The organism is Aeromonas sp. CA23, assembly GCF_002587065.1.
In the GTDB taxonomy this organism is placed as follows: Bacteria; Pseudomonadota; Gammaproteobacteria; order Enterobacterales; family Aeromonadaceae; genus Aeromonas; species Aeromonas bestiarum.
Genome location: NZ_CP023818.1, coordinates 221,060 through 245,676 on the forward strand (window position 1 = coordinate 221,060; position 24,617 = coordinate 245,676).

The window sequence follows — 24,617 nt, forward strand, 5'->3', positions numbered from 1 at the left end:
CCAGTTAATTCTCGATCAGAGGTTTCAGCTTTTTATCGATTGCTTCCCTCGCCCGGAAAATACGGGATCTCACCGTACCCACAGGGCAATCCATGATTTCGGCAATCTCTTCATAGCTCAGCCCTTCCAGTTCACGAAGGGTGATGGCTGTCCTCAAGTCTTCAGGCAAAGCTTCTATGGCGGAAAACACGGTGCGCTTGATCTCGTCGGTCAGCGCCAGGTTTTCCGGTGTTGCGACCTCTTGCAAGGCTTCGCCACCACCATAGTATTCTGCCTCGTCCGCCTCTACATCACTGCTGGGCGGCCTGCGCCCCTGAGAGGTCAGATAATTTTTGGCCGTATTCACGGCGATTCGGTACAACCAGGTGTAAAACGCGCTCTCGCCACGGAATGTCGGCAACGCCCGGTAGGCTTTGATAAATGCCTCCTGCGCCACATCCGGCACATCGCCCGGATTGTTGACATACCTGGCAACCAGGTTGACCACTTTATGCTGGTATTTTTTTACCAACAGGTTGAATGCATTTTTATCGCCACGCTGGACCCGTTCAACCAGCTGTTCGTCCAGTAGATTCTGGTCGCTCATCAGAGCCGTAAAACCCCCATCAGGTTATCGTTTTTCTTTTCCGGCCCTTCCTAAGCGCACAAGTTCAGACAGGAGGAATCAGGGAAAGTTCGGTTGCATTGAAAAAAATGTGACGCAGGCTGCATCACCGCCCTCGCTTGGGCTACCATGGTGCCAGTTCTTAATCCAGGCCAATGATACTTATGAAAGCAAGTGTTGAATACCTTTGCGATGTACTGATCATTGGCAGCGGTGCCGCTGGTCTGTCCCTCGCGTTGCGGTTGGCAGACCAGGCCAAAGTCCTGGTTCTGAGCAAGGGGCCCATCAGTGAGGGGGCCACTCTCTATGCGCAAGGAGGCATCGCTGCCGTTTTCGACGAAACCGACAGCATCGAATCCCACGTGAGCGACACGCTCAACGCCGGGGCCGGGTTGTGTGACCCGGCCGTGGTAGAGTTCACCGCCCGCAACGCCCGCGAATCCATCCAGTGGCTGATCCAGCAGGGGGTTCCCTTCGATCAGGAGGAGGACGCCGAGGGCGAATCCCACTATCACCTGACCCGCGAAGGGGGCCACAGCCATCGCCGCATCTTCCACGCGGCCGATGCCACCGGCAAGGCGGTGCAGCTCACCCTGATCGATCAGGTGCGCTCCCACCCCAATATCCAGCTGATGGAGCGCTTCAACGCAGTCGACCTCATCACCACCCGCAAGCTGAATCTGCCGGGCAACAAGGTGCTGGGCGCCTACGTCTGGAACCGCAACGCCGAGCAGGTCGAGGTGATCCGCGCCCGCTTCGTGGCGCTGGCCACCGGCGGCGCCTCCAAGGTGTATCAATACACCTCCAACCCGGACGTGAGTTCGGGCGACGGCATCGCCATGGCATGGCGCGCCGGCTGCCGGGTGGCGAACCTGGAGTTCAACCAGTTCCACCCCACCAGCCTGTTCCACCCCGATGACCCCAACTTCCTGCTGACCGAAGCCCTGCGCGGGGAAGGGGCCTATCTGCGCCGTCCCGACGGCAGCCGCTTCATGCTGGAGTTCGACGAGCGGGCCGAGCTGGCCCCGCGGGACATAGTCGCCCGCGCCATCGACCACGAGATGAAACGCCTCGGTGCCGACTGCATGTATCTGGACATCAGCCACAAACCGGCCGACTTCATCATCAAGCACTTCCCGACCATCCACGAGCGCTGCCTCGCGGTCGGCATCGACATCACCAAGGAGCCGATGCCCATAGTCCCGGCGGCCCACTACACCTGTGGCGGCGTGATGATCGACAACAACGGCCAGACCGACATACCCGGTCTCTACGCCATAGGTGAAGTGACCTATACGGGGCTGCACGGCGCCAACCGCATGGCCTCCAACTCCCTGCTCGAGTGCGTGGTCTATGCCCATCAGGCGGGAGCCGACATCATGGCCAAGCTGCCCATGAGCGTGGAGCCGCCCCATCTGCCCGCCTGGGATGAGAGCAAGGTGGACGACTCGGACGAACAGGTCGTGATCCAGCACAACTGGCACGAGCTGCGGCTGATGATGTGGGACTATGTGGGGATAGTGCGTACCAACAAACGCCTGGCCCGCGCCAAGCGCCGCATCGATCTGCTCAAGCAGGAGGTGCAGGAGTACTACGCCCACTTCCGCGTCTCCAACAACCTGCTGGAGCTGCGCAACCTGCTGCAGGTGGCCGAGCTCATCGTCAACTGCGCACTGCAGCGCAAGGAGTCCCGCGGTCTGCACTACAACCTGGATTATCCGGACATGCAGCCGGACTCCAAGCCGACGGTGCTGACCCCGGAGCGGGAGTGATCTGCACCAGTGATGAGCCAAGGGAGATTCGCAACCTGCACCCCATATCCCGGACTACTCGGACATGCAGCCGGACTCCAAGCCGACGGTACTGACCCCGGAGCGGGAGTGATCCTGCACCCCATATCCCGGACTACCCGGACATGCAGCCGGACTCCAAGCCGACGGTGCTGACCCCGGAGCGGGAGTAATGGCCCGCTAGCCGTCACCCAGATGACCTCGCACCGGCGGGGTCATTTGTTATGAGGGAGAAGGGGAGAAACAGGCGACACGATTAACGGGCGGGCGGAGCGAGCCGGATGGCACGGGCCAGTGCCCTGTAGTGTTCCGGCGCGAGCGCATCGGAGAAGAGCCAGAGACGAGCATAGAGCCCATCCCCTGTCACCAGTTGCAACCAGAGTGCCCCTGGCAGGATGCGGCTGCGCGCGCCTAGCTGGTAGCGATGGCCCTGCCATTCCAGCCATTGCCCATCCCACGCCAGCGAACCGGCACTGTGACGGGTGCTGCGCCAGGCCAGCCAGCCCCCTATCAGCCAGCAGGGCAACCACAGAGCCCACTGCCAGCCATGGATCAGACTGGCAACCGGCCACCACAACAGCAGAAACAGGATCAGCAGCAGGACGCGCTGCTGCCGGGAGGGAATGACGGGCATAACCACCCGCATCCGGGATCAGCTCAGGCTGTCGTGGCGCGCCTGATTGCGCTCCAGGATCAGCGGGATCATGGCGGCAAAAGCGGGGTCAGCCGGAACGCCGTGGCCCATGCACCACTTGAACAGGTCAGGGTCATCGCTCTCCAGCAAACGGATGAAGGTCTGCTGCTGCTCATCGCTCAGGCTGTCGAACTCGTGTTCAAAGAACGGCATAAAGATCACATCCAGCTCGAGCATGCCACGACGGCAGGCCCACTTCAGGCGGGATTTTTCAATTGGGCTCAACATGGAACTCTCCTTACAAAGACCCGGGGATGGTAACAGCTGGATTTTCCGGCTGACAAACATTCCTTACGTCTTTACCATGCAGGTCACATACTTTCTGTCTCTGGAATACCATCGTGAGCCTGCAAACGCCTGTTTTTCCTGCCGAGCCAACCCTTTTCTCCCTGACCGACCTGGCCATCACCAGCCTGACCGGTGCGGATCGCGTCAAGTATCTGCAAGGCCAGGTCACCTGTGACGTCACTGCCCTGCAGCCGGGTCAAAGCACGCTGGGCGGCCACTGCGATGCCAAGGGCAAGCTGTGGAGCGACTTCCGTCTGCTCTGCCTGAACGATCGCCTGCTGTTGCTGACCAAGCCCTCAGTGCTGACGCGTCAGTTGCCCGAGCTCAAGAAGTTTGCGGTATTTGCCAAGGTCGAGATAGGCGAGAACCATGGTCAGGCAGTCGGCGTGGCCGGTCAGGGGTCGGATGGCTGGATCGCCACCCGCTTCGGCCTGACCGAGAGCGGGCTCATCGAGGGGGGCATGGCGGTACGGGTCGAAGCGGATCGCTGGCTGCTGGTGAGCGAGCAACCGCTGGAGCTGGACCTGCCTGCCGGCAGCGAATCACTCTGGTGGGGGCTGGATATCAAGGCCGGCATCCCTCATCTGGAAGCCGTGCATCAGGGGGAGTACATACCCCAGATGTTGAACCTGCAGGCACTGGATGGCATCAGCTTCACCAAGGGCTGCTACATGGGGCAGGAGACAGTCGCCCGCGCCAAGTATCGCGGTGCCAACAATCGCGCCCTGTTCGTGCTGGCCGGCACCGCCAGCGAGCCCGTCGCCTGTGGCGATGCCCTGGAGATCCAGCTCGGTGACAACTGGCGGCGCAGCGGCATGGTGCTCAACGCCTGGCAACAGGCTGGTCAGGTGTGGATCACGGCCGTGCTGCCCAAGGATACAGAGGCCGATGCCCGTTTTCGTTTCAAGCAGGAGGAGGCCTCCAGCCTCGCTCTGCAAGCCCTGCCCTACCCTCTGAACGACTGACCCGAACGGCAACAAGAGGCACTAGCGAGGCACCCGCGCCAGCAGTGCCTCCTTGAGCCAGCGCCCCGCCTGCCCGAGCGGGCGGGCGCGATGCCACTGCAATTCCAGCTCCAGCTCCAGCGCGGCCTTGGCGATGAAATCCGGCTTGAGCACCACCACCTCCCCCCGCGCCAGCGGCCGATGCAGCAGAAAATCGGGGATCGCCGCCCACCCCAGTCCCAATTTGACCAGCTCCAGAATGCCGAGATCCCCCTCGATCCACCACACCTGGGGCGAGAGGCGGAAGCGGTGGCGCTCCGTGCCCTCCCGCCGCCCCGTCACCATCAGCTGGCGGGCCCCTTGCAGATCGCTCTCTCGCAGCGGCGTCCTGTGGGCCAGCGGATGATCGGGGGAGACTACCAGCGGCATGCCGACGGAGCCCAGCGAACGAGAGGCTATCTCCCGCTCCGGCAGCTCCTTCTGGTAGCTGATGCCAAGCTGGGCCCGACCGCTCTTGAGCAGTTCGGTCACATCCTCCATCAGGGGAAACAGCAGCTCCAGTTCGACCCCCGGGTAACGAGTGGCAAACTCCTCCAGCAAAGAGCCGAGCCAGGGCAGGTGGGAGTCGTCGTCGATGGCCAGGGTGAGCCGCGACTCTATGCCTGCGGCCAGCTCCCCGGCGATCGCCTGCAATCGCTCGCTTTGGGCCAGCAAGATGCAGGCTTCCTGGTGGATGCGGGTGCCCGCCTCCGTCAGCACGGGATAGCGGGCCGAGCGATCAAACAGCTCCAGCCCGAGATCTATCTCCAGGTTGGCGATGGCGGTGCTGACCACCGACTGCGCCTTGCCCAGCTTGCGGGCCGCCGCCGAGAAGGAGCCGGTCTCTGCCGCCGCCAGCAGCGCCTTGAGTTGTTCCAGTGAAGGGTTCATTCGATTGCTCCTGTCATGACCTGGCAGCACGCCAATCTATCTATTTTAGCGATAGATACCAACGTGAACCTATCAGAGATTCGCGGTAAATTAGCCGCCATAAACACTCAGACACAGATAGATAGAGAGAGACAGACCATGCGTAATACCCGTGACCGCCTGCGCCACGCCATTGGCTTCGAACTGATTGGCCTGCTGATCGCCGCCCCCCTGGCAAGCTGGATCACTGGCGTAGGACTCAACCATATGGGGCCGCTGGCGTTGTTCTTCTCGGTGCTCGCCACCGTCTGGAACTACGTCTACAACATCGGCGTGGACAAACTGCTGCTCAAGTATCAGGGCCACACCCACAAGACGATGTGGCAGCGGGTATGGCATGCCATGGGCTTTGAAGGGGGCCTGCTGTTTGTCGCCCTGCCGGTGATGGCCTGGTGGCTCGAGATCAGCATGCTGGAGGCACTGGTGCTGGATCTCGGCTTCGTGCTGTTCTACCTGGTCTACGCCTTCATCTACAACTGGAGCTATGACAAGGTGTTCCCGATACCGGGTCAGGTGCAGCAGAACGCTCTGGGTTAAACGACAGGAAAACAGGGCAGGAACAAGGAGGCACCATCATGCGACTGGCATGATGGTGCTGGAGGAGGGCAAGCCAGTCGGGCCTGCCGCAGCCTTCAGGCTTGCGCCTTCAGCTCTTCGGTCGGGGCATCCGCCTCGGCCGACTCCTGGGTCAGCATGGCCTCAAGGTCGCTCTGGTACTGGTTCAGCAGACGCTGGGCCGCCACCATGTCACCCTTGTGCAGACGCTCGAACAGATGGTGTTGCACCACGCCGTTGAGATACTCCACCGTGACGGGTTGCTCCAGGGCAGCCAGCAGCTCCTCTTTTTCCAGTTCGGCATTGATTTCATCGGCACTGGTACGCAGCAGACCGGCCAGTTGTACCAACATACGGCGCTCACCTTCGCGCAACAGGCTCAACATGCGGTTTCTCTGCTGCTCATTCTGTTGGGTCATACATTTCCTTACGTCGAATGGGAACAAGCCCGCTCATTCTGCCCTGTCCCTTTGACAGCGTCTATCTCATGCCCCCCACTTATTTTCATGTCGAGCCGATAAAGGCCGCCAGATGCTATTTGCCCCGTCGCTAGGTATAGTAGCCACTGGTTTACGGGCGCCTGGCCGCCCCGCACGGACGAGAAATTTCACCATGACAGATGCCATTCTGGTGCTCTGCACCTGCCCGGATGAGGCCAGTGCCGACCTCATCAGCGAACAACTGCTGAACCAGCGGCTGGCGGCCTGCATCAATCAAGTGCCCGGTCTCACCTCCGTCTATCGCTGGCAGGGGAAGATCGAGCGGGCGCGGGAGATCCAGCTCATCATCAAGTCGCGGGCCTCCCTGTTCGAACTCTTGCGCCAATGCATCCTCAGCCATCACCCCTATGAGGTGCCGGAGATCCTGGCACTCCCGACAAGCCAGGGCCATCAGCCCTATCTCGACTGGTTAACACAGGAAACCTCATGACGCTGTCTCGCCTGCTCTCCCCCCTGCTTGTGCTCTCCGCTCTGCTGCTGTCCACCCTGAGTGCGACGCCGGTTCAGGCCGGCAGTGACAGTCTGCTGAGCGCTCTCGGCATCGAGGCCAACGCCCAGCCCAAGTTTCTGAAAGTCGACGACGCCTTCGTGCTCGAGAGTGAACAGCAGGGCAAGCAGTTGCTGCTGACCCTGCGCATCGCCGATGACTACTACCTCTACCGCCACAGCTTCCGTTTCAAGGGCGAGAACCTCGCCTTCAGCGAACCCGTCTTGCCCGCAGGTGACGAGCATCAGGATGACTTCTTCGGCAAGACCCGGGTCTACTACCGGGAGGTGCAGATCCCCGTCACCCTGACCGAGGCGGGCCAGCAGGCCAGCCTCACCGTCAGCTATCAGGGCTGTACCGACGGCCTCTGCTACCCGCCCACCGACAAACAGATTGCGGTGCAGCCCATGGTGACCAGCACCAGCGATGTCGTGCAGGCCAGCATGGATGAAGCCGCCGGTGCCCCGGCCAGTAGCCAGCAGGATCAGCTGGCCGCCGCCCTCGGCAGCCAGGGATTCTGGCTCAGCATAGCCGCCTTCTTCGCGCTGGGGCTGGGGCTTGCCTTCACCCCCTGCGTCTTCCCCATGTACCCCATACTGACCGGCATCATAGCCGGGGCGGGTCATAGCCTCTCCACCCGCCGCGCCTTCCTGCTCTCCTTCGTCTACGTGCAGGGGATGGCAGTGACCTATACCCTGCTCGGGCTGGTGGTGGCGTCGGCGGGCCTGAAATTCCAGGCGGCGTTGCAGCACCCCTATGTGCTGATCGGGCTCTCCGTCATGTTCGTGCTGCTGGCGCTCTCCATGTTCGGGCTCTACACCCTGCAGCTGCCGAGCAGCCTGCAGACCCGGCTGTCCGGCCTCTCCAACCGCCAGCAGGGCGGCTCTGTGCTCGGAGTCGGCATCATGGGGATGATCTCCGGCCTGGTCTGCTCCCCCTGCACCACGGCTCCGCTCTCCGGCGCGCTGATCTACGTGGCCCAGAGCGGCGACCTCTGGCTCGGCGGCGCGGCCCTCTATGCCCTCTCCTTGGGGATGGGGCTGCCGCTGCTGCTGCTTGGCACCTCGGGCGGCAAGCTGCTGCCCAGGGCCGGCGCCTGGATGGATGTGATCAAGCAACTCTTTGGTTTTGCGCTGCTGGCGGTGCCCATACTGCTGCTGTCACGGCTGTGGAGCGATCAGATGGCCACCCTGGCCTGGCTGGGTTGGGGATTGGTGCTGTGCGGCTACCTCTACCATCACAACCAGCATCAGAGCCACTCGGTGGCTCGCAGCCTGCGCGGCTTCGTGCTGCTGCTGGCGATGATCAGCGCAGTTGTGGTGGGCAAGGATCTGCTGCTGCCAAGCCAGGATGCCAGCGCGAGCACTCAGCGCGAGTCGCCGCAGTTTATCCGCATCAAGACGCTGGATGATCTCAAGATGCAGCTGGCCGCAGCCCGCGGCAAGCCGGTGCTGCTGGATCTCTATGCCGACTGGTGCGTGGCCTGCAAGGAGTTCGAGCACAAGACCTTCAGCGATCCCGCCGTGCGCGAGCGCTTCGGCCAGATGGTATTGCTGCAGGCTGACGTCACCGCCAACGACGATGCCGATGTGGAGCTGCTCAACGGCCTCAACGTGCTGGGGCTGCCGACCCTGATCTTTTTCGACCGCACCGGCAACGAGGTGAGCGGCCAGCGGGTGACCGGCTTCATGGGCCCCGCCGAGTTTTTGGGTCAGCTCGACAAGTTGCGTTGAAGGCAGCAGGCCCGGTCTGACGTCTGGGCCCGTTAACCGCTGATTTTTCTGGCAATCCCTTGTATATGACAGGCACCGTGGCAAAATTTGCCCTTTCCCGTCTCGTTCGTCCGGAGTTTTGATGAAAAAGTGGTTCATCCCCCTGCTGGCCCTCTGGCTATATGGCTGTTACGCAGGTCCCGGTGAAGAGGCGATCCAGACCCAGGTAACCGCCAAGCTGCAGGCAGAGACAGATACCCATCTGTTCGAGATCAGCGACTTCACCCTTATCGACAAGGAGGAACGGATGGAGGGGGTCTATCTGATCAAGGTGAGCTACCAACTCCATTTCAAGCAGGGGCTGGATCAGTTGCGGGTGCAGCACGACGAGGACCTGGTCTATGACAGGGTCGGCCCCTTCCAGCAGGAGATGGGACTGATGGAGCTGGAGCGCAAATACGGCGAGTTCGAGGCGGGCCAGGTGCTGCCGCAACAGGCCGACGTCTGGATGATGAAAACCGAGCAAGGCTGGCGCCTGGCCGAGCCCCCTCAGTAAACGCCTCCCCGCCGGCCAAAGCCGCACCCCTTCGGCTGTTTTTCTCGCCCCTTACATCAGATCCTTCATCCGGTGCCACAGCATGCCGAGCGCCAGCAGGGGCGAGCGCAGCGCCGGGCCACCGGGGAAGGTCATGTGGGGCACGCTGCTGAACAGATCGAAACCCCGGCTCTCCCCCTTGATCGCCTCTGCCACCAGCTTGGCCGCCATGTGCGTGGCGTTGAGGCCGTGACCGGAATAGGCCTGGGCATAGAAGACGTTGGGATGATCCTGCAAGCGGCCAATCTGTGGCAGGCGGTTGGCCCCTATCCCTATCATGCCGCCCCACTGGAACTCGATGGCCACGTCCGCCAGCTCGGGAAACACCCGCTGCAGCTTGGGCTGCATAAAGGCCTTGATATCCCTCGGATCTCTTCCTGAATAGTTGCAGGCGCCGCCAAACAGCAGGCGTCCGTCGGCGGAGAGGCGGTAGTAGTCGAGCGCCACGTTCTGATCGCACACCGCCATGTTTTGCGGCAGTAGCCGCTGGCGCAGCCGCTTCTCCAGCACTTCGGTGGCGAGAATATAGGAGCCGGCCGGCAGCACCCGCCCCCCCAGTTCGGGATTGAGATCGTTGAGATAGGCGTTGCAGCCGATCACCAGATAATCGCTGCAGACCCGACCGTGGGCCGTGGTGATCTGCACCCGATCGCCATAATCGATATGCGCCACCCTGGACTGTTCGAACAGGGCGACCCCCAGGCTGGCGGCGGCACGCGCCTCGCCGAGGGCCAGGTTGAGGGGATGCAGGTGGCCCGACCCCATGTCGATCATGCCACCGATATAGCGATCAGACCCCACCACAGAGTGGATCTCTTCCCGTGGCACCAGCTTGATCTCGTGCTGATAGCCCAGGCTGGCCAGATGCGCCGCCTCCTCTTCAAACCCGGCCAGATGGCGCTGGCGGGTCGCGAGATCGCAATAGCCCCAGGTGAGGTCGCAGTCGATGTTGAAGTGCTCGATGCGCTCTCGCACCAGCTGTACCGCCTCCAGCCCCATCAGATCCAGCTCGCGCACCCCCTGCTCGCCGATCCAGCGGGCAAACTGGCCGGTGTCGTGGCCTATGCCGCGAATGAGCTGGCCGCCGTTGCGGCCGGACGCCCCCCAGCCGATGCGATTGGCCTCCAGCAGGGCCACCTTGTAGCCCGCCTGTGCCAGGTTGATGGCGGTGTTGAGGCCGGTGAAGCCGCCACCTATGATGCAGACGTCGGCATTGAGCTCACCGCTGAGCTCGGGCCACTGCTGATTGTCATTGCGGGTGGCCGCGTAATAGGAGGCCACGTGTTCCTGATGTCCGTTGTGCTTTCCTGCCTGCATACTCAGCGTCCTGCCTTGGTAGCCATGCGTTTACTAAAATAAACAACCTGTCATCGATAATACCCAGCCCCCCGCCACCAATCCAGCCTCCGTGGATCACAGAAATGCAAAAGGCGTCCCAAAGGACACCTTTTGCTGTTTTTGTGGCTTGAGGCTGGCCATCGACAGACCCATTTCCCCGGATACAGCAGGAGGTCTTTGCTGCGATCAGGGTCTGGCGCTGGCCCCCACCAACACGAAAGGCGCCCCGAGGGGCGCCTTTGCAGCAATCAAGATACGGTAACGAATTACAGTACGTTGATGGCGTTCAGGTCGGAGAAGGCTTTCTCCAGACGGGCGATCATGGAAGTCTGACCGGCACGCAGCCATACGCGCGGATCGTAGAACTTCTTGTTCGGCTTGTCAGCGCCTTCCGGGTTGCCCAGCTGACCTTGCAGGTAAGCTTCGTTGGTCTTGTAGAAGTGCAACAGACCTTCCCAGGTAGCCCACTGGGTGTCGGTGTCGATGTTCATCTTCACGACGCCGTAGGAGATGGACTCGCGGATCTCTTCCAGAGTGGAACCTGAACCACCGTGGAACACGAAGTCCAGGGACTTGGCAGGCAGACCGAACTTCTCGGAAACGAACTTCTGGGAAGCGTCCAGGATGGACGGGGTCAGCTTGACGTTACCCGGCTTGTAAACACCGTGCACGTTGCCGAAGGAGGCAGCGATGGTGAAACGCGGGCTGATCTTGGACAGACGCTCGTAGGCGTAAGCCACGTCTTCCGGCTGGGTGTACAGGGCGGATTGATCCATGTGGCTGTTGTCCACACCGTCTTCTTCGCCACCGGTGCAACCCAGTTCCAGCTCCAGAGTCATGTTCATCTTGGCCATGCGGGTCAGGTACTCGCAGCAGATGTCGATGTTCTCTTCCAGAGACTCTTCGGACAGATCCAGCATGTGGGAGGAGAACAGCGGCTTGCCGGTTTCGGCAAAGTGCTTCTCGCCCGCTTCCAGCAGACCGTCGATCCACGGCAGCAGCTTCTTGGCAGCGTGGTCGGTGTGCAGGATAACCGGGATGCCATAGGCTTCGGCAACGGCGTGAACGTGCTTGGCGCCGGAGATGGCACCCAGGATGGCGGCTTTCTGGCCTTCCAGCTTCAGACCCTTGCCGGCGGTGAATACGGCACCACCGTTGGAGAACTGAACGATAACCGGCGCTTTGACCTTGGCGGCAGCTTCCAGCACGGCGTTAACGGAGTCGGTACCAACGCAGTTGACGGCCGGCAGAGCGAAGCCGTTCTCTTTGGCGATGGCGAATACTTTCTGAACGTCATCACCAGTGATCACGCCGGGTTTTACGAAGTCGAAAATTTTCTTAGACATGTTTAATCGTCCTGTTCTCGTATGCCGTTAATAAAAAATGGGGGGTTCATCATGAACCGGCACAGCGGCCACATGATAAACGAAACGGGAGGCTTTTGCCCCCCGTCTCGGGTCAATTAGGCTTTGGCGCGCTGTTCCAGCATCGCAACAGCCGGCAGTACCTTGCCTTCCACGAACTCCAGGAAGGCGCCGCCGCCGGTGGAGATGTAGGAGACTTTGTCGGCGATGCCGAACTTGTCGATGGCGGCCAGGGTGTCACCACCACCAGCGATGGAGAAGGCCGGGGAAGCAGCGATGGCTTCGGCGATCACCTTGGTGCCTGCGGAGAACTGGTCGAACTCGAACACGCCGACCGGGCCGTTCCACAGAATGGTCTTGGCGTTCATGATGATGTCGGCCAGGGCCTTGGCAGAATCAGGGCCGATGTCGAAGATCATGTCGCCGTCGGTCACGTCGGAGACGGACTTGATGGTGGCCGGAGTGGACTCGGAGAACTCGGTACCCACGACCACGTCAGTGGTGACCGGAATGTTGGTCTCGGCGGCCAGTTTCTTGGCGGTGTCGAGCAGGTCGTGTTCACACAGGGACTTGCCGACGTTGTGACCGGCAGCCGCGATGAAGGTGTTGGCGATGCCACCACCGACCACCAGCTGGTCAGCGATCTTGGAGAGGGATTCCAGTACGGTCAGCTTGGTGGAGACCTTGGAACCGCCCACGATGGCAACCATGGGGCGCTCGGGCTTGAGCATGGCTTTGCCCAGGGCTTCCAGTTCACCGGCCAGCAGGGGGCCAGCACAGGCGATCGGGGCAAATTGAGCCACACCGTAGGTAGAACCTTCGGCGCGGTGAGCAGTACCGAATGCATCCATTACAAAGACGTCACACAGGGCGGCGTATTTTTTGGCCAGCTCTTCGGTGTTTTTCTTCTCGCCTTTGTTGAAACGGCAGTTTTCCAGCACAACCAGCTCACCGGCGGCGACATCTACGCCATCCAGGTAATCCTTGGCCAGGCGGACCGGGCAGGACAGAGCGTCTTTCAGATAGTTGACAACCGGAGCCAGGGAGAACTCTTCGTTGTATTCACCCTCGGTCGGGCGACCCAGGTGGGAGGTGATCATCAGCTTGGCGCCCTTTTCCAGAGCCAGCTTGATGGTCGGCAGCGTCGCCACGATACGTGCGTCGGAAGTGACCTTGCCGTCTTTTACCGGCACGTTCAGGTCAGCACGGATCAGTACGCGTTTACCCGCCAGATCCAGGTCGGTCATCTTGATAACAGACATATTCAGTCCTCTATATTTTCAGGTAATGTTAAAAACAGTAACCTTGCGCCCGGTGCAGGCTTTCAGCCTGCGGCCATCATGGCCCGGGTGGTATCCAGCATACGGTTGGCGAAGCCCCATTCGTTATCGCACCACATCAACATCTTGACGAGGTTGGCATCGCTGACCCGGGTCTGGGTACCATCAATGATGCAGGAGTGTGCATCATGATTAAAGTCTACGGAGACCAATGGCTCTTCCGTGTAATCCAGAATACCGCTTAATGTACCTCTGGATGCCCGTTGCAGGGCTTGATTTACGTCAGTAACCGTCACTTTTTTACGAACAGTAATACTGAGATCCATTGCGGTTACGTTGATGGTCGGCACCCGTACCGCGATCGCCTCGAACTTGCCGGCGAAGTGGGGGAGGATTCGCTCCAACCCCTTTGCCAGCTTGGTATCCACCGGGATGATGGACTGGCTGGCAGCACGGGTTCGACGCAAGTCACTGTGGTAGGCATCGATGACTTGCTGATCATGCATGGCCGAATGAATTGTCGTAATAGTACCACAATTTATCTCGAATTCTCGATGCAATGTTTCTATGACGGGCACCACGCAGTTGGTGGTACAGGAGGCGTTGGAGACGATCCGCTCCCTTCCCGTCAGCACCTGATGGTTCACCCCGTAGACTATGGTCGCATCCACGTCCGCATCCGCCGGATGGGAGAACAAGACCTTGCCCGCCCCCGCCCCCAGGTGACGCTCGGCATCGGCCCGCGAGCCGAATACCCCGGTGCAGTCCAGCACCACATCCACCCCCAGCGCCCGCCACGGCAGGTTGGCAGGATCCCGCTCGGCGAACAGGGAGATGAGATCCTCCCCCACCAGCATGCTGCTGCCGGCCAGCTGCACCGGATACCGGAAGCGGCCGTGGCTGGTGTCGAAACGGGTGAGGTGCACCATGGCTTCGGGCGCCGCCAGTTCGTTGATGGCAACTATCTTGATGGTCTGATCGCGCCCGCTTTCATAGAGGGCGCGCAACACGTTGCGGCCGATCCGCCCGTAACCATTGATGGCAATCTTGATCATGGAAAAAGTGTGTCCTTAGCGACGGCAAAGAGGGCAGATGGATGGCTCACGACAACAGGGCATCCTGGAATACGCCACGGGCCAGCAGGGCGGCCCCGAACACCCCGGCACTGTCCCCCAGGGCTGGAGCAATAATGGGGGTCGCGAAGCGGGGATTAAAGAGGAAGGGCAAAATTGTCTGCCGCCCGGCGCTGTAGAGACTCTGTACGTTGCCGACCCCGCCGCCGATGACGATGACATCCGGATCCAGAATGTTGACCACGTTGGCCAGGGCCTGGCCAAACAGCAGGTGCAGTCTGTCTATGGTGAGTTTGGCCACATGGTCGTGGGCGCTGGCCGCCGCTATCTTGGCGAGCGACAGGTGCCGCTTGGCCTTGGCCTGATACCAGGCTTCCAGCGCGGGGCCGCTGATGAAGGTCTCGACGCAGCCGCGCTTGCCGCAGTAGCACTCGGGCCCGTCGGGGGAGAGCACGTTGTGGCCCCACTCCCCGGCGATGCCGTGGTGGCCGTTGAGGATCTGGCCATTGATGACGATGCCGGAACCGACCCCGGTACCCATTATGATGCCGAACACCACGCGTGCAGAGGGATGGTGCTGGCGCACAGCCCCCAGGTGGGTCTCCGCCAAGGCGAAGCAGTTGGCGTCGTTGGCGATCAGCACGGGCACGCCCAGCTTGCGCTCCAGATCTTCCTTGAACGGCTTGCCGTTGAGTTCTGTGGTGTTGCAGTTCTTCATCAGCCCGGTCTGGGGATCCCGCGCCCCCGGCGTGCCCATGCCCAGCACGGTCGGCCGCTGACCCAGCCTGGCGGCGCACTCGTCCACCAGTTTGGCGATCTGGCCGATCATGTGCTGATAGCCGCCCTGGCGCTCGGTGGGGATGCGATGGCGCAGCAGCACCTCGTCGCCATCGAGCACCACGCATTCACACTTGGTACCACCGAGATCTATGCCCCAATCCAGTGACTTCTTGCTCATCTTGCCTCCTGCCATGACCAAGGATGCTGCCGCGAGGACGCTACGTTTCCGCCTCAGCTGCGACCGCCCATCTTGCTCTTCATTTATCCGCGAGTGTGGCGCAGTGTAACCCGAGCCGGGGCCGGGATGCAGCCCCAAACCAGGGCGGGCCGGATAACAAAACGGGGCCCGCAGGCCCCGTTCTCACTGTGCTTTTCACCGGTCTCAGCGACCGTGGTACTGAGCTGACAGCTCGTGCACCGCATTGACGAAGACGCCTGCGTGCTCGGGATCCACGTCCTGATGGATGCCGTGGCCCAGGTTGAAGACGTGGCCATTGCCGCTGCCAAAGCCCGCCAAGATGGTGGCGACCTCTTCGCGAATGCGCGCTGGCGCGGCATAGAGCATGGAGGGATCCATGTTGCCCTGCAGTGCCACCTGATCACCGACCCGGCGCTTGGCATCCGCTATGTCTATGGTCCAGTCCAGTCCCAGCGCATCGCAACCTGTGGCGGCGATCTGCTCAAGCCACTGGCCGCCGTTCTTGGTGAACAGGGTGACCGGCACGCGGCGGCCCTCATTTTCACGGATCAGACCATCGACGATCTTGTGCATGTACTGCAGGGAGAAGTCGCGGTAATCCCGCGGGGTCAGCACGCCGCCCCAGGTGTCGAACACCATGACAGACTGGGCGCCGGCCTTGATCTGGGCATTCAGATAACTGATCACGCTGTCCGCCAGCTTGTCCAGCAGCAGGTGCAGTGTCATGGGCTCTGCATACATCATCTGCTTGATCTTGGTGAAGGCCTTGGAGCTGCCCCCCTCCACCATGTAGGTGGCCAGGGTCCAGGGGCTGCCGGAGAAGCCGATCAGCGGCACCTCGCCCTTGAGCTCGCGGCGTATGGTGCGCACCGCGTTCATCACGTAACCCAGCTCGTCTTCCGGATCCGGGATGGGCAGCGCCTGCACGTCGGCCATGGATTTGATGGGGCGCTCGAAGCGCGGGCCTTCGCCGTGTTCGAAGTAGAGGCCCAGCCCCATGGCGTCGGGCACTGTCAGGATGTCGGAGAAGAGGATGGCGGCATCGAGGGGATAGCGGCGCAGCGGCTGCAGGGTGACTTCACAGGCCAGCTCGGCGTTGCGGCACAGGGACATGAAGTCCCCCGCGACGGCGCGGGTCGCCTTGTATTCCGGCAGGTAGCGGCCAGCCTGGCGCATCATCCATACCGGGGTCATGTCCACTTCCTGGCGCAGCAGGGCACGCAGGTATCGATCGTTCTTCAGCTCTTTCATCCCAGTTCCTGAGTTCATATCCAGCATAAAATGGCGGATATGATACCACTTTGTGAGCGGCGGCGGGCGGCCCAAACGCGCCGCAGGGCCGCCGGAGTGCAAAGATGTGAAGGGGCGCAAACAAGCGCCCCGTTTTTTGCCGGGCTCAACCCGACCTCAGCCAGCCTCGTCCAGACTCTGCTCGATCAGGCGCCGCGCTATGGTGCCGTGGGGGGGCAGCCTTGGCAGCCGGTCTGCCTCGAAGAAGTCGGCGGCCACCAGCTCTTCATCCTGCACCCGGATCTCGCCGCTCTCGTAGTCGGCGGTGAAGCCCATCATCAGGCTATGGGGAAAGGGCCAGGGCTGGCTCGCCACGTAGCGCACGTTGCGCACCCGGATGCCGCTCTCCTCGAACACCTCCCGCGCCACGCACTGCTCCAGGTTTTCACCCGCCTCCACGAAGCCAGCCAGCACGGTATACATGGGATCGTCCGCCTGATAGTGACGGCGATGGGCTGCCAGCAGGACGGCCGGCCCCTTGCGCACCGCCACTATGATGCAGGGGGAGATGCGCGGGTAGACGACGTGACCCTGCCGGCACATCTGTGCCCACTCCCCGCTCTTGGGGGCCATGGGGGCGCCACACTCGCCGCAGAAGCGATGGCTGCGGCGAAAGGTGGCCAGCTGCCAGGCACGGCCCCCAAGGCGAAAACCCTCTTCATCGCCAGCCACCATCAGCTGGCGCAGCGGCATGAGCCGACCTGGGTCGGCCTCGGCCCCCAGATCCAGCAGATAACAGGGCAGACCGTCCCACTCATCAAAATGCTCAAAGGTGGCGGATTGCAGATGGGCTGGCAAGCTGGCGCGGGGGCCTTGTGGAATGCGTCCCTGTTCATCCAGCAGGACGAGGTGATCGCCCCCCAGCACGAACCAGTGGGCCTGTTCGGTTAATGGCATCAGATGAACACTCTTGTTGCGACGTCAGATGAGAATGGCTTGTCCGGCATGATGCACCGGACGCGGCCCGGTGAAAAGTGACGAGTCGCGACCATATTACGACCGCGCGGGCCCGCTGGCGACCCCAAGATGGCTGCCCAGAGGGCAAGGTAGTGCCAATAGAAAGGCCGCCCGCAGGCGGCCTTGGTTTTGGGAATCGCAATGCCGATCAGGCATCGCCCATCGCCAGCAGGGAGGCGTTGCCGCCCACCGCAGTGGTGTTGATGGTGCGGGTCTTCTCGGTCACAAAGCGGCTCAGGTAATGGGGGCCGCCCGCCTTGGGGCCTGTGCCGGAGAGGCCCTGCCCGCCGAACGGCTGCACCCCGACCATGGCGCCTATCTGGTTGCGGTTGATGTAGACGTTGCCCACGTTGATGCGGCTTGCCAGCTCCTCGGCATGGGATTCGTTGCGGCTGTGGATCCCCAGCGTCAGGCCGTAGCCGGTGCCGTTGATATCCGCGATCACAGTGTCCAGCTCCTTGGCGGCGTAGCGCACCACGTGCAGGATGGGGCCGAATTGCTCCTTCACCAGCTCGCGGATGGAGCCGATTTCCAGCGCGGTCGGCTGCACGAAGTGGCCCCCCAGGGTCACGGCCGGCATCGGTGCCTGGGCGATCAGGCGGGCACGCGGGATCATGTGCACCAGGTGCGCATCCAGCCCTGCCTTGGCCTCGGCGTCGATGACCGGGCCCACATCGGTATTGTGTTCGGCCGGGTTGCCCACTTTCAGCTCCTGCAGCGCACCGGTCAGGATCTCCAGCACCCGCGGAGCTATCTCTTCCTGCAGGTAGAGCACCCGCAGGGCGGAGCAGCGCTGGCCGGCGCTCTGGAAGGCGGCGCTCACCACGTCGCGCACCACCTGCTCAGGCAGGGCGGTGGAGTCGACAATCATGGCGTTCTGACCACCGGTCTCGGCGATGAGCGGCAGTATGGCGCCATCACGCTGGGCCAGGGTCATGTTGATCAGCTTTGCGGTCTCGGTGGAACCGGTGAAGCAGACGCCGCCGATGCGGGCATCCGCCGTCAGTTTGGCACCCACTGTGGCGCCATCGCCCGGCAGCAGTTGCAGCACATCGCCCGGGATGCCGGCCTGATGGGCCAGGGTCACCGCCAGATGGGCGATGAGGCCGGTCTGCTCCGCCGGTTTGGCGATGACTGTGTTGCCGGTGGCCAGCGCAGCGGCGATTTGACCGAGGAAGATGGCCAGCGGGAAGTTCCACGGGCTGATGCAGACAAAGACGCCACGGCCCTGCAGGAACAGCTCGTTCTGCTCGCCGGTGTAGCCGGGCAGCAGGGTCGCCTGCCCCATCAGGCCACGGGCCTGCACCGCGTAGTAGCGGCAGAAGTCCACCGCCTCGCGCACCTCGTCGATACCGTCCTGCAGCAGCTTGCCCGCCTCGCGGGTACACAAGGAGGTGAACTGCTCGCGGTTCGCTTCCAGCAGATCCGCCAGCTTCTCCAGCGCGGCGACGCGCTCGCTCACCGGCGTCTCGCGCCAGCGCGGGAAGGCGGCATGGGCCGAGGCCAGCGCCTGCTCCACCGCCTGCTCGTCGGCCCAGTGGATCTTGCCCACTAGCTGGCTCACGTCCTGCGGGCTCAGCACGGTACGGGCCTCGCTGCGCTTGAGGGTCTCCCCATCGACTATGGGGCCGGCCAGCCACTGCTTGCTCTCCAGCTCCTTCAGCTTGGCGAAGAAGGGGCGCTGGATGGAGACTATGTTCATGTTGACGCCGCTGGAGTTCTTGCGGTCGCTGAACAGGTTCACCGGCTGCGGAATGCGGTCGTTGGCCAGGCTGCCATAGCGCTTCAGGGTGCGCAGCGGGTGCTCGGCCAGGCTGTCCACCGGGGTGTTGGGATCCACCAGCTTGTGGACGAAGGAGGTGTTGGCTCCGTTCTCCAGCAGGCGGCGCACCAGGTAGGGCAGCAGATCCTTGTGGGCACCCACCGGCGCATAGATGCGGCAGTGCAGGCCGGGACATTCGCTGAGCACGGCGTTGTGCAGCTCCTCCCCCATGCCGTGCAGGCGCTGGAACTCGAACTGGCGATCGCCGGCCATCTCCAGGATGCTGACCACTGTATTGGCGTTGTGGGTGGCAAACTGGGGCGAGATGAAGCCGCGGGTCGGCTCGCTCAGCAGGTAGCGGGCACAGGCGAGGTAGGAGATGTCGGTACCCGCCTTGCGGGTAAACAGCGGGTAGCCGGGCAGACCGGCCTGCTGGGCATATTTCAGCTCGCTGTCCCAGTAAGCTCCTTTCACCAGCCGCACCGGGATCAGATCCCCCTGCTCGCGGGCCAGCCCCGTCAACCAGCAGAGCACCGGCAGGGCACGCTTGGAGTAGGCCTGCACCACCATGCCGAGCTTGCCCCAGCCACGGTTGGCCTCGGAGCGGTAAAGCTGCTCGAACAGATCGAGGGAGAGCTCGAGGCGGTCCATCTCCTCGGCATCTATGCTGATGGCCACGTCCTTGTCACGGGCCAGACGCACCAGCCCCACCAGTCGCTCGCTCATCTCGCCGAGCACCCGCTCGCGGTTCGCCACGTCATAGCGCGGATGCAGCGCCGACAGCTTGATGGAGATGGAGGGGGCCGGGCCGCCGTCGCTGATGCGCTCATTGCCGACCGCCTCGATGGCGCGCTGGTAGTCGCCGAAATACTTGTCCGCATCGGCCAGGGTCAGGGCGGACTCCCCCAGCATGTCATAGGTGTGGGTGTAACCCTTCTCCCGGGACTTGCGGCTCGCCTTCAGCGCCTCCTTCATGTCGCGCCCCAGCACGAACTGCTTGCCCATGATCTTCATGGCGGCGTACATGGCGGAGCGCACTACTGGCTCGCCCAGCTTGTTGACCATGCGGCCCAGCATGTTGGCCGGATTGCCGTCCAGCTTCTTGTCCAGCTTGATGATCTTGCCGGTCAGCATCAGGCCCCAGGTGGAGGCGTTGACCAGGGTGGAGTCGCTCTTGCGAAAATGGGACGACCAGTTGGCGCCGGAGAGCTTGTCCTTGATCAGGGCGTCGGCGGTCTCGGCATCGGGAATGCGCAGCAGTGCCTCAGCCAGGCACATCAGTATGATCCCCTCCTGGGTGTCCAGGCTGTACTCCTGCAGGAAGGCGTCTATGCCGTCGCCGGAGCCACTCTCCTTGCGTACCTTGGTCACCAGGGTACGGGCACGCTGGGTCACCCGCTCCAGCGAGGCGCCATCCCCCGGCAACATGGCAGAGAGCTCCGCCAGATAGGCGTTTTCATCCACCACGTAATTCTGGGTGATGGCTTCGCGCAGGGCGGCCAGATCGGAGGGAAGGTAGTCAGCTGCAAGAACTTGAGTGGCTTTGAACATATGGGGTCTTCCTGTACGCCCGCAGGCTATATCGACGAAGGCGGCCGTGCCGCCGAAACGCCGACAATGTATACAATATCGACCCATAGATGAAATGAAATTGTTGCCTGATATTAACAAATATCGCTGATTGGCTCATTTGACGCACATTAAAGCCGGGAGCTGGCGAGGTGGGCAATTTCATCGCCTTATTTTGTATACAATTTTATGCGGAGCAAAAAAGAAGGGTCGCTATTGCGACCCTTCTTCATCCGACCGACAGAAACGGTCCGTTTGTCCTGCATTCACCACGACTGCGACAGCGGGGCAGAACCTGGATCAGTTCATCCAGCGCTCGCCGCGGCTGCGACGACGGGGCAGCATGGGGAGCAGGATACCGAGCAGTATACCGCCGCCCACCATGGCACCACCGCGGATGAACCAGTCCATCTGCATGTCGTGCTCCTGGTTGTCATAGCTCTGGGTCAGGGCGTCGTTCTGCTCCTTGAGGTTCCCCATCTCCTCGCTCTGGCTGGCAAGCTGGGCCTTCAGGCTGGCGATCTCCTTGCTCTGCTCGGCGATCTTGCCATCCTTCTCGGTGAAGCGTTTCTCGTTGTCACCGTTGAGGTTCTGCAGGCGAGCCTTGAGCTCCTCCAGCTCCTTCTGGACCTGGGGCAGCCGCTCGCGCAGGCTGATCTCGCCCTGCAGCTCGCTGTTCTTGATCCAGCCATCGCGGCCACGACCGTCCACCACCTGGGTGAAGCCGGCCTCGTTGTTCACCGCCTTTACTTCCAGCGGTTCACCAGCCTTGACGCTGCCGAGGATCCGGTACTGGGTACCCGGACCATTGTGGATAAAAGTAAAGATGTTGTCTGAGACATAACGGGTATCGGCCAGTGCCTGTTGGGCACACAAGCAGATCAGGATCCCGAGAAGGGCGCGCATGGTCGATCGATTCTCTTCATTTGGTTAGGTGACTGGCCGAATGTTAAGCCGCCAGCGGGTCAAAGGACAAGCAAAGAAAAGCGCCTCCCCCCGAGCTGAGAGCTGGCTCGCAACTTGTCCCCTCCCCCACGCGACCATTCCAGACGCCGCAGGCTACTTCTGTTTCAGCGCCTTCACCTCGGCACGCAGGGCTCGCAGCTCCTGCAGCAGCAGATCCTGCTGGGCACTCTGGTGATGCCGCCACTTCTCCAGTTCGCCATCCCCCCGCCCCGGCTGCAGAAACAGGCTGGCCATGAAGCCGCTGATGGCACCGAACAGACCGACCCCGAACAGGATCAGCAGGCTGGCGACGAAGCGCCCCTCCTCCGTCTTGGGCACCAGATCGCCGTAACCCACGGTCGACAGGGTCACCAGCGTCCACCAGAAGGCATCGTAAGGGGTCTGGATCTGGCTGCCGGGCTGGCCCGATTCGATCAGATACATGACGCCCGAGCCCACTCCCAGCAACAGGAAGAACAGGAACAGTATCCCCGAGAGGGTGGTCTCGTTGCGCTCGCGGCGGAACATGCCGAGCAGATCCGGCTGATCCCGCAGCAGCTGATAGACACGCCACAGCTGGATCAGGCGCGCCCAGCGCAGCTGTTCCACCATGGGCAGGCTGCCCGGCAGATAGAACCAGTTCGCCTTGAAGAAGGCACGCTTGTCGCGGGCGCGTACCCAGCCATAGGCGAAGTGGGCGAGGAAGAAGTAGCAGATCAGACTGTCGACGTCATAGAAGAGCTGCAGTGTCTGGGGGGTCCAGTCCGAGTGGCCCCACCAGCGGGCGCAGACCAGCGCAACGGAGATCACCGACAGAAACGCCATCAGCAGATCCATGGCGCGCAGGTGAGTTAAGTGATGTCGCATACATTTTCCTACTTTAGGCACGGTGCGAATTAATAAAAAAGAAGATAATGCCGATAGTCCTGAGGACAAAGGAAAACCGGCCATTAAAAGGAGAAATATTATGCAGTTAAACCCGCTGGAGCGGCGAATGAGCAATATCCGGCTGGTACCCAAAGTGGTACTGCTCATGGTGTTCAGTACTGTTTTGTTGCTGATCAAACTCTGGTTTGACGCCAGCAATCTGGAAACCACCCTGCTGAGCGAGGGCATAGATGCCGACAAGGCCAATGCCATTGCCGATCGCCTGCTCTGGACCGGGGTGATGGAAACCGCCGTGATGGGGGTCATCTTCGTGGTGCTGCTGCTGACCGGCTCCCGCCTCATGGTCAAGCAGGTGCACTACCTGGTGGGCCTGCTTGAACGCTTCGCCCGCAAGGATCTGAGCCACAAGGTGCTGCTCAAGTCCCGCGACGAGTTCGGCGACATCGCCAAGGCGGTGGCCCACTCCCAGGAGAACCTCAAGCAGGTGTTCGGCACCCAGCGCGTCGCCTGCAAAGAGCTCAACGACATCGCCTCCCAGGTCACCCTTTGCATGGAGGAGGCCAACGAGGCCATCAGTGAGGAGTTCACCCAGATAGAGCAGCTGGCCAGCGCCATGAGCCAGATGGTGGGCGCCATTCGCGAGGTGGCCGCCCATGCGGAGCAGGCCTCCCACGCCACCGCCGAGACCAGTCTGCTGGCCGAGGAGGGCAGCCGCTGCGTGGCCGCCACCGTCAACACCATAGACACCCTCTCCGGCAACATTCAGCGCTCCTCCACAGTGGTCAATCAGGTGGAACAGGGGGTCGAGCAGATTGGATCCGTCGTGGATACCATTCGCGGCATCTCGGAGCAGACCAACCTGCTGGCGCTGAACGCCGCCATCGAGGCCGCCCGCGCCGGTGAGGCGGGTCGCGGCTTTGCCGTGGTGGCGTCCGAGGTGCGCGAACTGGCCAACCGGGCCCAGGCCGCCACAGTCGAGATCCAGAAGATGATCGAGCAACTGCAGTGCAACGCCCGCCAGGCCGCCGAACTGATGGCCAAGAGCGTGCAGCAGGCCGACAAGGGGGTGGAGCAGGTGACCCAGGCCGGCGACCAACTTGCCACCATAGTGCAGCGGGTACAGGGGGTGGCCGACATGAACCGCCAGATCGCCGCCGCCTCCGAGCAGCAGAGCTCGGTGGCCGAGGAGATGAGCGGCAACCTGGAGCAGGTCAAGCAGGTGGTGGAAGGATCCGTGGTCGTCCTGCGAGAGCTGCAGGAAGCCTCCGAGCTGGTGGAGCACCACAGCCAGACCCTGGATACCCACATCCAGGCTTTCAAGCTGGCCTGACGGGTGTCACCTCGCAGACAGGACACAGGAGCGGATGGCGTACCACAGCCAGACCCTGGATACCCATATCCAGGCTTTCAAGCTGGCCTGACGGGTGTTAGGACACAGGAGCGGATGGCGCACCACAGCCAGACCCTGGGCAGCGTTCATCATCCAGGCTTTCAAACTGGCCTGAGACCGTGATTTGAGTAAACTGGAAGGCCCCGCGAGGGGCCTTTCTTATTCATGTCACGGCAAGGAGCCAGGATGCAGCACCCACAAGATCACTCCCAACTTGAGATAAGCGACGACAAGGGGCGGCTCGACGTGCCCTTGATCCACCGATTTTTGTCCGAGGAGGCCTACTGGTGCCTCGGCATTCCGCTGGCGACGGTACAGAGAGCCATCAACCACTCCCTCTGTTTCGGCGGCTATGTCGCCGGTCAGCAGGTGGCCTTCGCCCGGGTCATCACGGACAGAGCGACTTTCGGCTATCTGGCCGATGTGTTCGTGCTGCCCGCCCATCGCGGCCGGGGTCACAGCAAGGCGCTGGTGGCGGCCATCCTGGCTCACCCGCAGTTGCAGGGGCTGCGCCGCCTCAGCCTGGCGACCTCGGATGCCCACGGCCTCTACGCCGACTTTGGTTTCGCGCCGCCGCGCAAACCGGCCAGCCTGATGGAAAAATACGATCCCGAGATCTATCTGCGCCCCTGAACAGGACCACG

23 protein-coding genes are annotated in these 24,617 nt (G+C 62.1%); 8 read left to right on the top strand and 15 right to left on the bottom strand.

Annotation, left to right across the window (positions count from 1 at the left end; all coding sequences use genetic code 11):
* Positions 1-4 precede the first annotated feature (4 nt).
* The gene (rpoE, locus tag CK910_RS01010; protein ID WP_042033782.1) at positions 5-586 is read right to left on the bottom strand and encodes an RNA polymerase sigma factor RpoE; all 582 of its coding nucleotides are present in this window, start codon (positions 584-586) and stop codon (positions 5-7) included.
* A gap of 182 nt (positions 587-768) precedes the next feature.
* On the opposite strand from rpoE, the gene nadB reads away from it, so the two are divergent.
* Positions 769-2,376, top strand: a complete 1,608-nt coding sequence (gene nadB, locus CK910_RS01015) for an L-aspartate oxidase (RefSeq protein ID WP_043142188.1) — start codon at positions 769-771, stop codon at positions 2,374-2,376.
* A gap of 274 nt (positions 2,377-2,650) precedes the next feature.
* Here the strand turns inward: nadB and CK910_RS01020 are convergent, their stop codons facing one another.
* Both CK910_RS01020 and sdhE read right to left on the bottom strand, forming a co-directional pair.
* A complete protein-coding gene (locus CK910_RS01020) occupies positions 2,651-3,028 on the bottom strand; it encodes a protein YgfX (protein WP_172955194.1) in 378 nt (125 codons plus the stop codon).
* Positions 3,029-3,046: 18 nt separating this feature from the next.
* Positions 3,047-3,316: an FAD assembly factor SdhE gene (sdhE, locus tag CK910_RS01025; protein ID WP_042033786.1), complete on the bottom strand. Its 270-nt coding sequence runs from the start codon at positions 3,314-3,316 to the stop codon at positions 3,047-3,049.
* Between the two features lie 113 nt (positions 3,317-3,429).
* Here sdhE and ygfZ point away from each other — a divergent pair, with 113 nt between their 5' ends.
* Positions 3,430-4,341 carry a tRNA-modifying protein YgfZ gene (ygfZ, locus tag CK910_RS01030; RefSeq protein ID WP_172955195.1) on the top strand — a complete coding sequence of 304 codons (912 nt, stop codon included), beginning with the start codon at positions 3,430-3,432 and terminating at the stop codon, positions 4,339-4,341.
* A gap of 21 nt (positions 4,342-4,362) precedes the next feature.
* Here ygfZ and CK910_RS01035 read toward each other — a convergent pair whose 3' ends face one another.
* Complete coding sequence (locus CK910_RS01035) at positions 4,363-5,250, bottom strand: LysR family transcriptional regulator (protein ID WP_098980707.1); 888 nt, start codon at positions 5,248-5,250, stop codon at positions 4,363-4,365.
* A 138-nt stretch (positions 5,251-5,388) separates the two neighbouring features.
* On the opposite strand from CK910_RS01035, the gene CK910_RS01040 reads away from it, so the two are divergent.
* Positions 5,389-5,826 (top strand): PACE efflux transporter, encoded by a 438-nt coding sequence (locus tag CK910_RS01040; protein ID WP_043142200.1) that lies wholly within the window; start codon positions 5,389-5,391, stop codon positions 5,824-5,826.
* Positions 5,827-5,921: 95 nt separating this feature from the next.
* Here CK910_RS01040 and CK910_RS01045 read toward each other — a convergent pair whose 3' ends face one another.
* Positions 5,922-6,263 carry a hypothetical protein gene (locus CK910_RS01045; protein ID WP_042872738.1) on the bottom strand — a complete coding sequence of 114 codons (342 nt, stop codon included), beginning with the start codon at positions 6,261-6,263 and terminating at the stop codon, positions 5,922-5,924.
* Between the two features lie 193 nt (positions 6,264-6,456).
* On the opposite strand from CK910_RS01045, the gene cutA reads away from it, so the two are divergent.
* The 3 genes from cutA (at position 6,457) to CK910_RS01060 (ending at position 9,099) form a co-directional block, all read left to right on the top strand.
* Positions 6,457-6,774 (top strand): divalent-cation tolerance protein CutA, encoded by a 318-nt coding sequence (gene cutA / locus CK910_RS01050; RefSeq protein ID WP_146047143.1) that lies wholly within the window; start codon positions 6,457-6,459, stop codon positions 6,772-6,774.
* Positions 6,771-8,564: a protein-disulfide reductase DsbD gene (locus CK910_RS01055; protein ID WP_098980710.1), complete on the top strand. Its 1,794-nt coding sequence runs from the start codon at positions 6,771-6,773 to the stop codon at positions 8,562-8,564. Before cutA ends, CK910_RS01055 begins: the two co-directional genes overlap by 4 nt.
* A gap of 121 nt (positions 8,565-8,685) precedes the next feature.
* Positions 8,686-9,099: a hypothetical protein gene (locus tag CK910_RS01060; RefSeq protein WP_043142210.1), complete on the top strand. Its 414-nt coding sequence runs from the start codon at positions 8,686-8,688 to the stop codon at positions 9,097-9,099.
* A gap of 51 nt (positions 9,100-9,150) precedes the next feature.
* Here the strand turns inward: CK910_RS01060 and CK910_RS01065 are convergent, their stop codons facing one another.
* The 10 genes from CK910_RS01065 to CK910_RS01110 all read right to left on the bottom strand — a co-directional run bounded on the left by CK910_RS01065 (position 9,151) and on the right by CK910_RS01110 (position 22,631).
* The gene (locus CK910_RS01065) at positions 9,151-10,455 is read right to left on the bottom strand and encodes an NAD(P)/FAD-dependent oxidoreductase (RefSeq protein WP_098980711.1); all 1,305 of its coding nucleotides are present in this window, start codon (positions 10,453-10,455) and stop codon (positions 9,151-9,153) included.
* Positions 10,456-10,742: 287 nt separating this feature from the next.
* Positions 10,743-11,822, bottom strand: coding sequence for a class II fructose-bisphosphate aldolase (gene fbaA / locus CK910_RS01070; RefSeq protein ID WP_042872748.1), 1,080 nt, complete (start codon positions 11,820-11,822; stop codon positions 10,743-10,745).
* Positions 11,823-11,938: 116 nt separating this feature from the next.
* Complete coding sequence (locus CK910_RS01075; protein ID WP_005318809.1) at positions 11,939-13,102, bottom strand: phosphoglycerate kinase; 1,164 nt, start codon at positions 13,100-13,102, stop codon at positions 11,939-11,941.
* Between the two features lie 62 nt (positions 13,103-13,164).
* Complete coding sequence (gene epd, locus CK910_RS01080) at positions 13,165-14,175, bottom strand: erythrose-4-phosphate dehydrogenase (protein ID WP_043142216.1); 1,011 nt, start codon at positions 14,173-14,175, stop codon at positions 13,165-13,167.
* 46 nt (positions 14,176-14,221) lie between these two features.
* Positions 14,222-15,151 (bottom strand): ROK family protein, encoded by a 930-nt coding sequence (locus tag CK910_RS01085; protein WP_098980712.1) that lies wholly within the window; start codon positions 15,149-15,151, stop codon positions 14,222-14,224.
* Between the two features lie 204 nt (positions 15,152-15,355).
* Positions 15,356-16,423: a uroporphyrinogen decarboxylase gene (hemE, locus tag CK910_RS01090; RefSeq protein ID WP_098980713.1), complete on the bottom strand. Its 1,068-nt coding sequence runs from the start codon at positions 16,421-16,423 to the stop codon at positions 15,356-15,358.
* 156 nt (positions 16,424-16,579) lie between these two features.
* A complete protein-coding gene (nudC, locus tag CK910_RS01095; RefSeq protein ID WP_098980714.1) occupies positions 16,580-17,359 on the bottom strand; it encodes an NAD(+) diphosphatase in 780 nt (259 codons plus the stop codon).
* 208 nt (positions 17,360-17,567) lie between these two features.
* Entirely contained in the window at positions 17,568-20,732 is a 3,165-nt protein-coding gene (gene putA, locus CK910_RS01100; RefSeq protein ID WP_098980715.1) for a bifunctional proline dehydrogenase/L-glutamate gamma-semialdehyde dehydrogenase PutA, read from the bottom strand.
* A 318-nt stretch (positions 20,733-21,050) separates the two neighbouring features.
* The gene (locus tag CK910_RS01105; RefSeq protein WP_043554990.1) at positions 21,051-21,656 is read right to left on the bottom strand and encodes a TIGR04211 family SH3 domain-containing protein; all 606 of its coding nucleotides are present in this window, start codon (positions 21,654-21,656) and stop codon (positions 21,051-21,053) included.
* 153 nt (positions 21,657-21,809) lie between these two features.
* Entirely contained in the window at positions 21,810-22,631 is an 822-nt protein-coding gene (locus tag CK910_RS01110) for a potassium channel family protein (RefSeq protein WP_098984950.1), read from the bottom strand.
* Between the two features lie 31 nt (positions 22,632-22,662).
* On the opposite strand from CK910_RS01110, the gene CK910_RS01115 reads away from it, so the two are divergent.
* On the top strand, positions 22,663-23,913 hold the full coding sequence (locus CK910_RS01115) for a methyl-accepting chemotaxis protein (protein ID WP_098980716.1): 1,251 nt from the start codon (positions 22,663-22,665) through the stop codon (positions 23,911-23,913).
* Between the two features lie 246 nt (positions 23,914-24,159).
* Positions 24,160-24,606 carry a GNAT family N-acetyltransferase gene (locus CK910_RS01120; protein ID WP_043142230.1) on the top strand — a complete coding sequence of 149 codons (447 nt, stop codon included), beginning with the start codon at positions 24,160-24,162 and terminating at the stop codon, positions 24,604-24,606.
* Positions 24,607-24,617: the final 11 nt, after the last annotated feature.

Coding starts and splice junctions, on each gene's coding strand:
- nudC (WP_098980714.1), bottom strand. CDS start 17,359: ATGCCATTAACCGAACAGGCCCACTGGTTCGTGCTGGGGGGCGATCAC.
- fbaA (WP_042872748.1), bottom strand. CDS start 11,822: ATGTCTAAGAAAATTTTCGACTTCGTAAAACCCGGCGTGATCACTGGT.
- rpoE (WP_042033782.1), bottom strand. CDS start 586: ATGAGCGACCAGAATCTACTGGACGAACAGCTGGTTGAACGGGTCCAG.
- nadB (WP_043142188.1), top strand. CDS start 769: ATGAAAGCAAGTGTTGAATACCTTTGCGATGTACTGATCATTGGCAGC.
- CK910_RS01060 (WP_043142210.1), top strand. CDS start 8,686: ATGAAAAAGTGGTTCATCCCCCTGCTGGCCCTCTGGCTATATGGCTGT.
- CK910_RS01065 (WP_098980711.1), bottom strand. CDS start 10,455: ATGCAGGCAGGAAAGCACAACGGACATCAGGAACACGTGGCCTCCTAT.
- CK910_RS01055 (WP_098980710.1), top strand. CDS start 6,771: ATGACGCTGTCTCGCCTGCTCTCCCCCCTGCTTGTGCTCTCCGCTCTG.
- CK910_RS01120 (WP_043142230.1), top strand. CDS start 24,160: ATGCAGCACCCACAAGATCACTCCCAACTTGAGATAAGCGACGACAAG.
- putA (WP_098980715.1), bottom strand. CDS start 20,732: ATGTTCAAAGCCACTCAAGTTCTTGCAGCTGACTACCTTCCCTCCGAT.
- CK910_RS01105 (WP_043554990.1), bottom strand. CDS start 21,656: ATGCGCGCCCTTCTCGGGATCCTGATCTGCTTGTGTGCCCAACAGGCA.
- CK910_RS01035 (WP_098980707.1), bottom strand. CDS start 5,250: ATGAACCCTTCACTGGAACAACTCAAGGCGCTGCTGGCGGCGGCAGAG.
- sdhE (WP_042033786.1), bottom strand. CDS start 3,316: ATGTTGAGCCCAATTGAAAAATCCCGCCTGAAGTGGGCCTGCCGTCGT.
- hemE (WP_098980713.1), bottom strand. CDS start 16,423: ATGAAAGAGCTGAAGAACGATCGATACCTGCGTGCCCTGCTGCGCCAG.
- epd (WP_043142216.1), bottom strand. CDS start 14,175: ATGATCAAGATTGCCATCAATGGTTACGGGCGGATCGGCCGCAACGTG.
- CK910_RS01040 (WP_043142200.1), top strand. CDS start 5,389: ATGCGTAATACCCGTGACCGCCTGCGCCACGCCATTGGCTTCGAACTG.
- cutA (WP_146047143.1), top strand. CDS start 6,457: ATGACAGATGCCATTCTGGTGCTCTGCACCTGCCCGGATGAGGCCAGT.
- CK910_RS01075 (WP_005318809.1), bottom strand. CDS start 13,102: ATGTCTGTTATCAAGATGACCGACCTGGATCTGGCGGGTAAACGCGTA.
- CK910_RS01115 (WP_098980716.1), top strand. CDS start 22,663: ATGCAGTTAAACCCGCTGGAGCGGCGAATGAGCAATATCCGGCTGGTA.
- CK910_RS01020 (WP_172955194.1), bottom strand. CDS start 3,028: ATGCCCGTCATTCCCTCCCGGCAGCAGCGCGTCCTGCTGCTGATCCTG.
- CK910_RS01045 (WP_042872738.1), bottom strand. CDS start 6,263: ATGACCCAACAGAATGAGCAGCAGAGAAACCGCATGTTGAGCCTGTTG.
- CK910_RS01085 (WP_098980712.1), bottom strand. CDS start 15,151: ATGAGCAAGAAGTCACTGGATTGGGGCATAGATCTCGGTGGTACCAAG.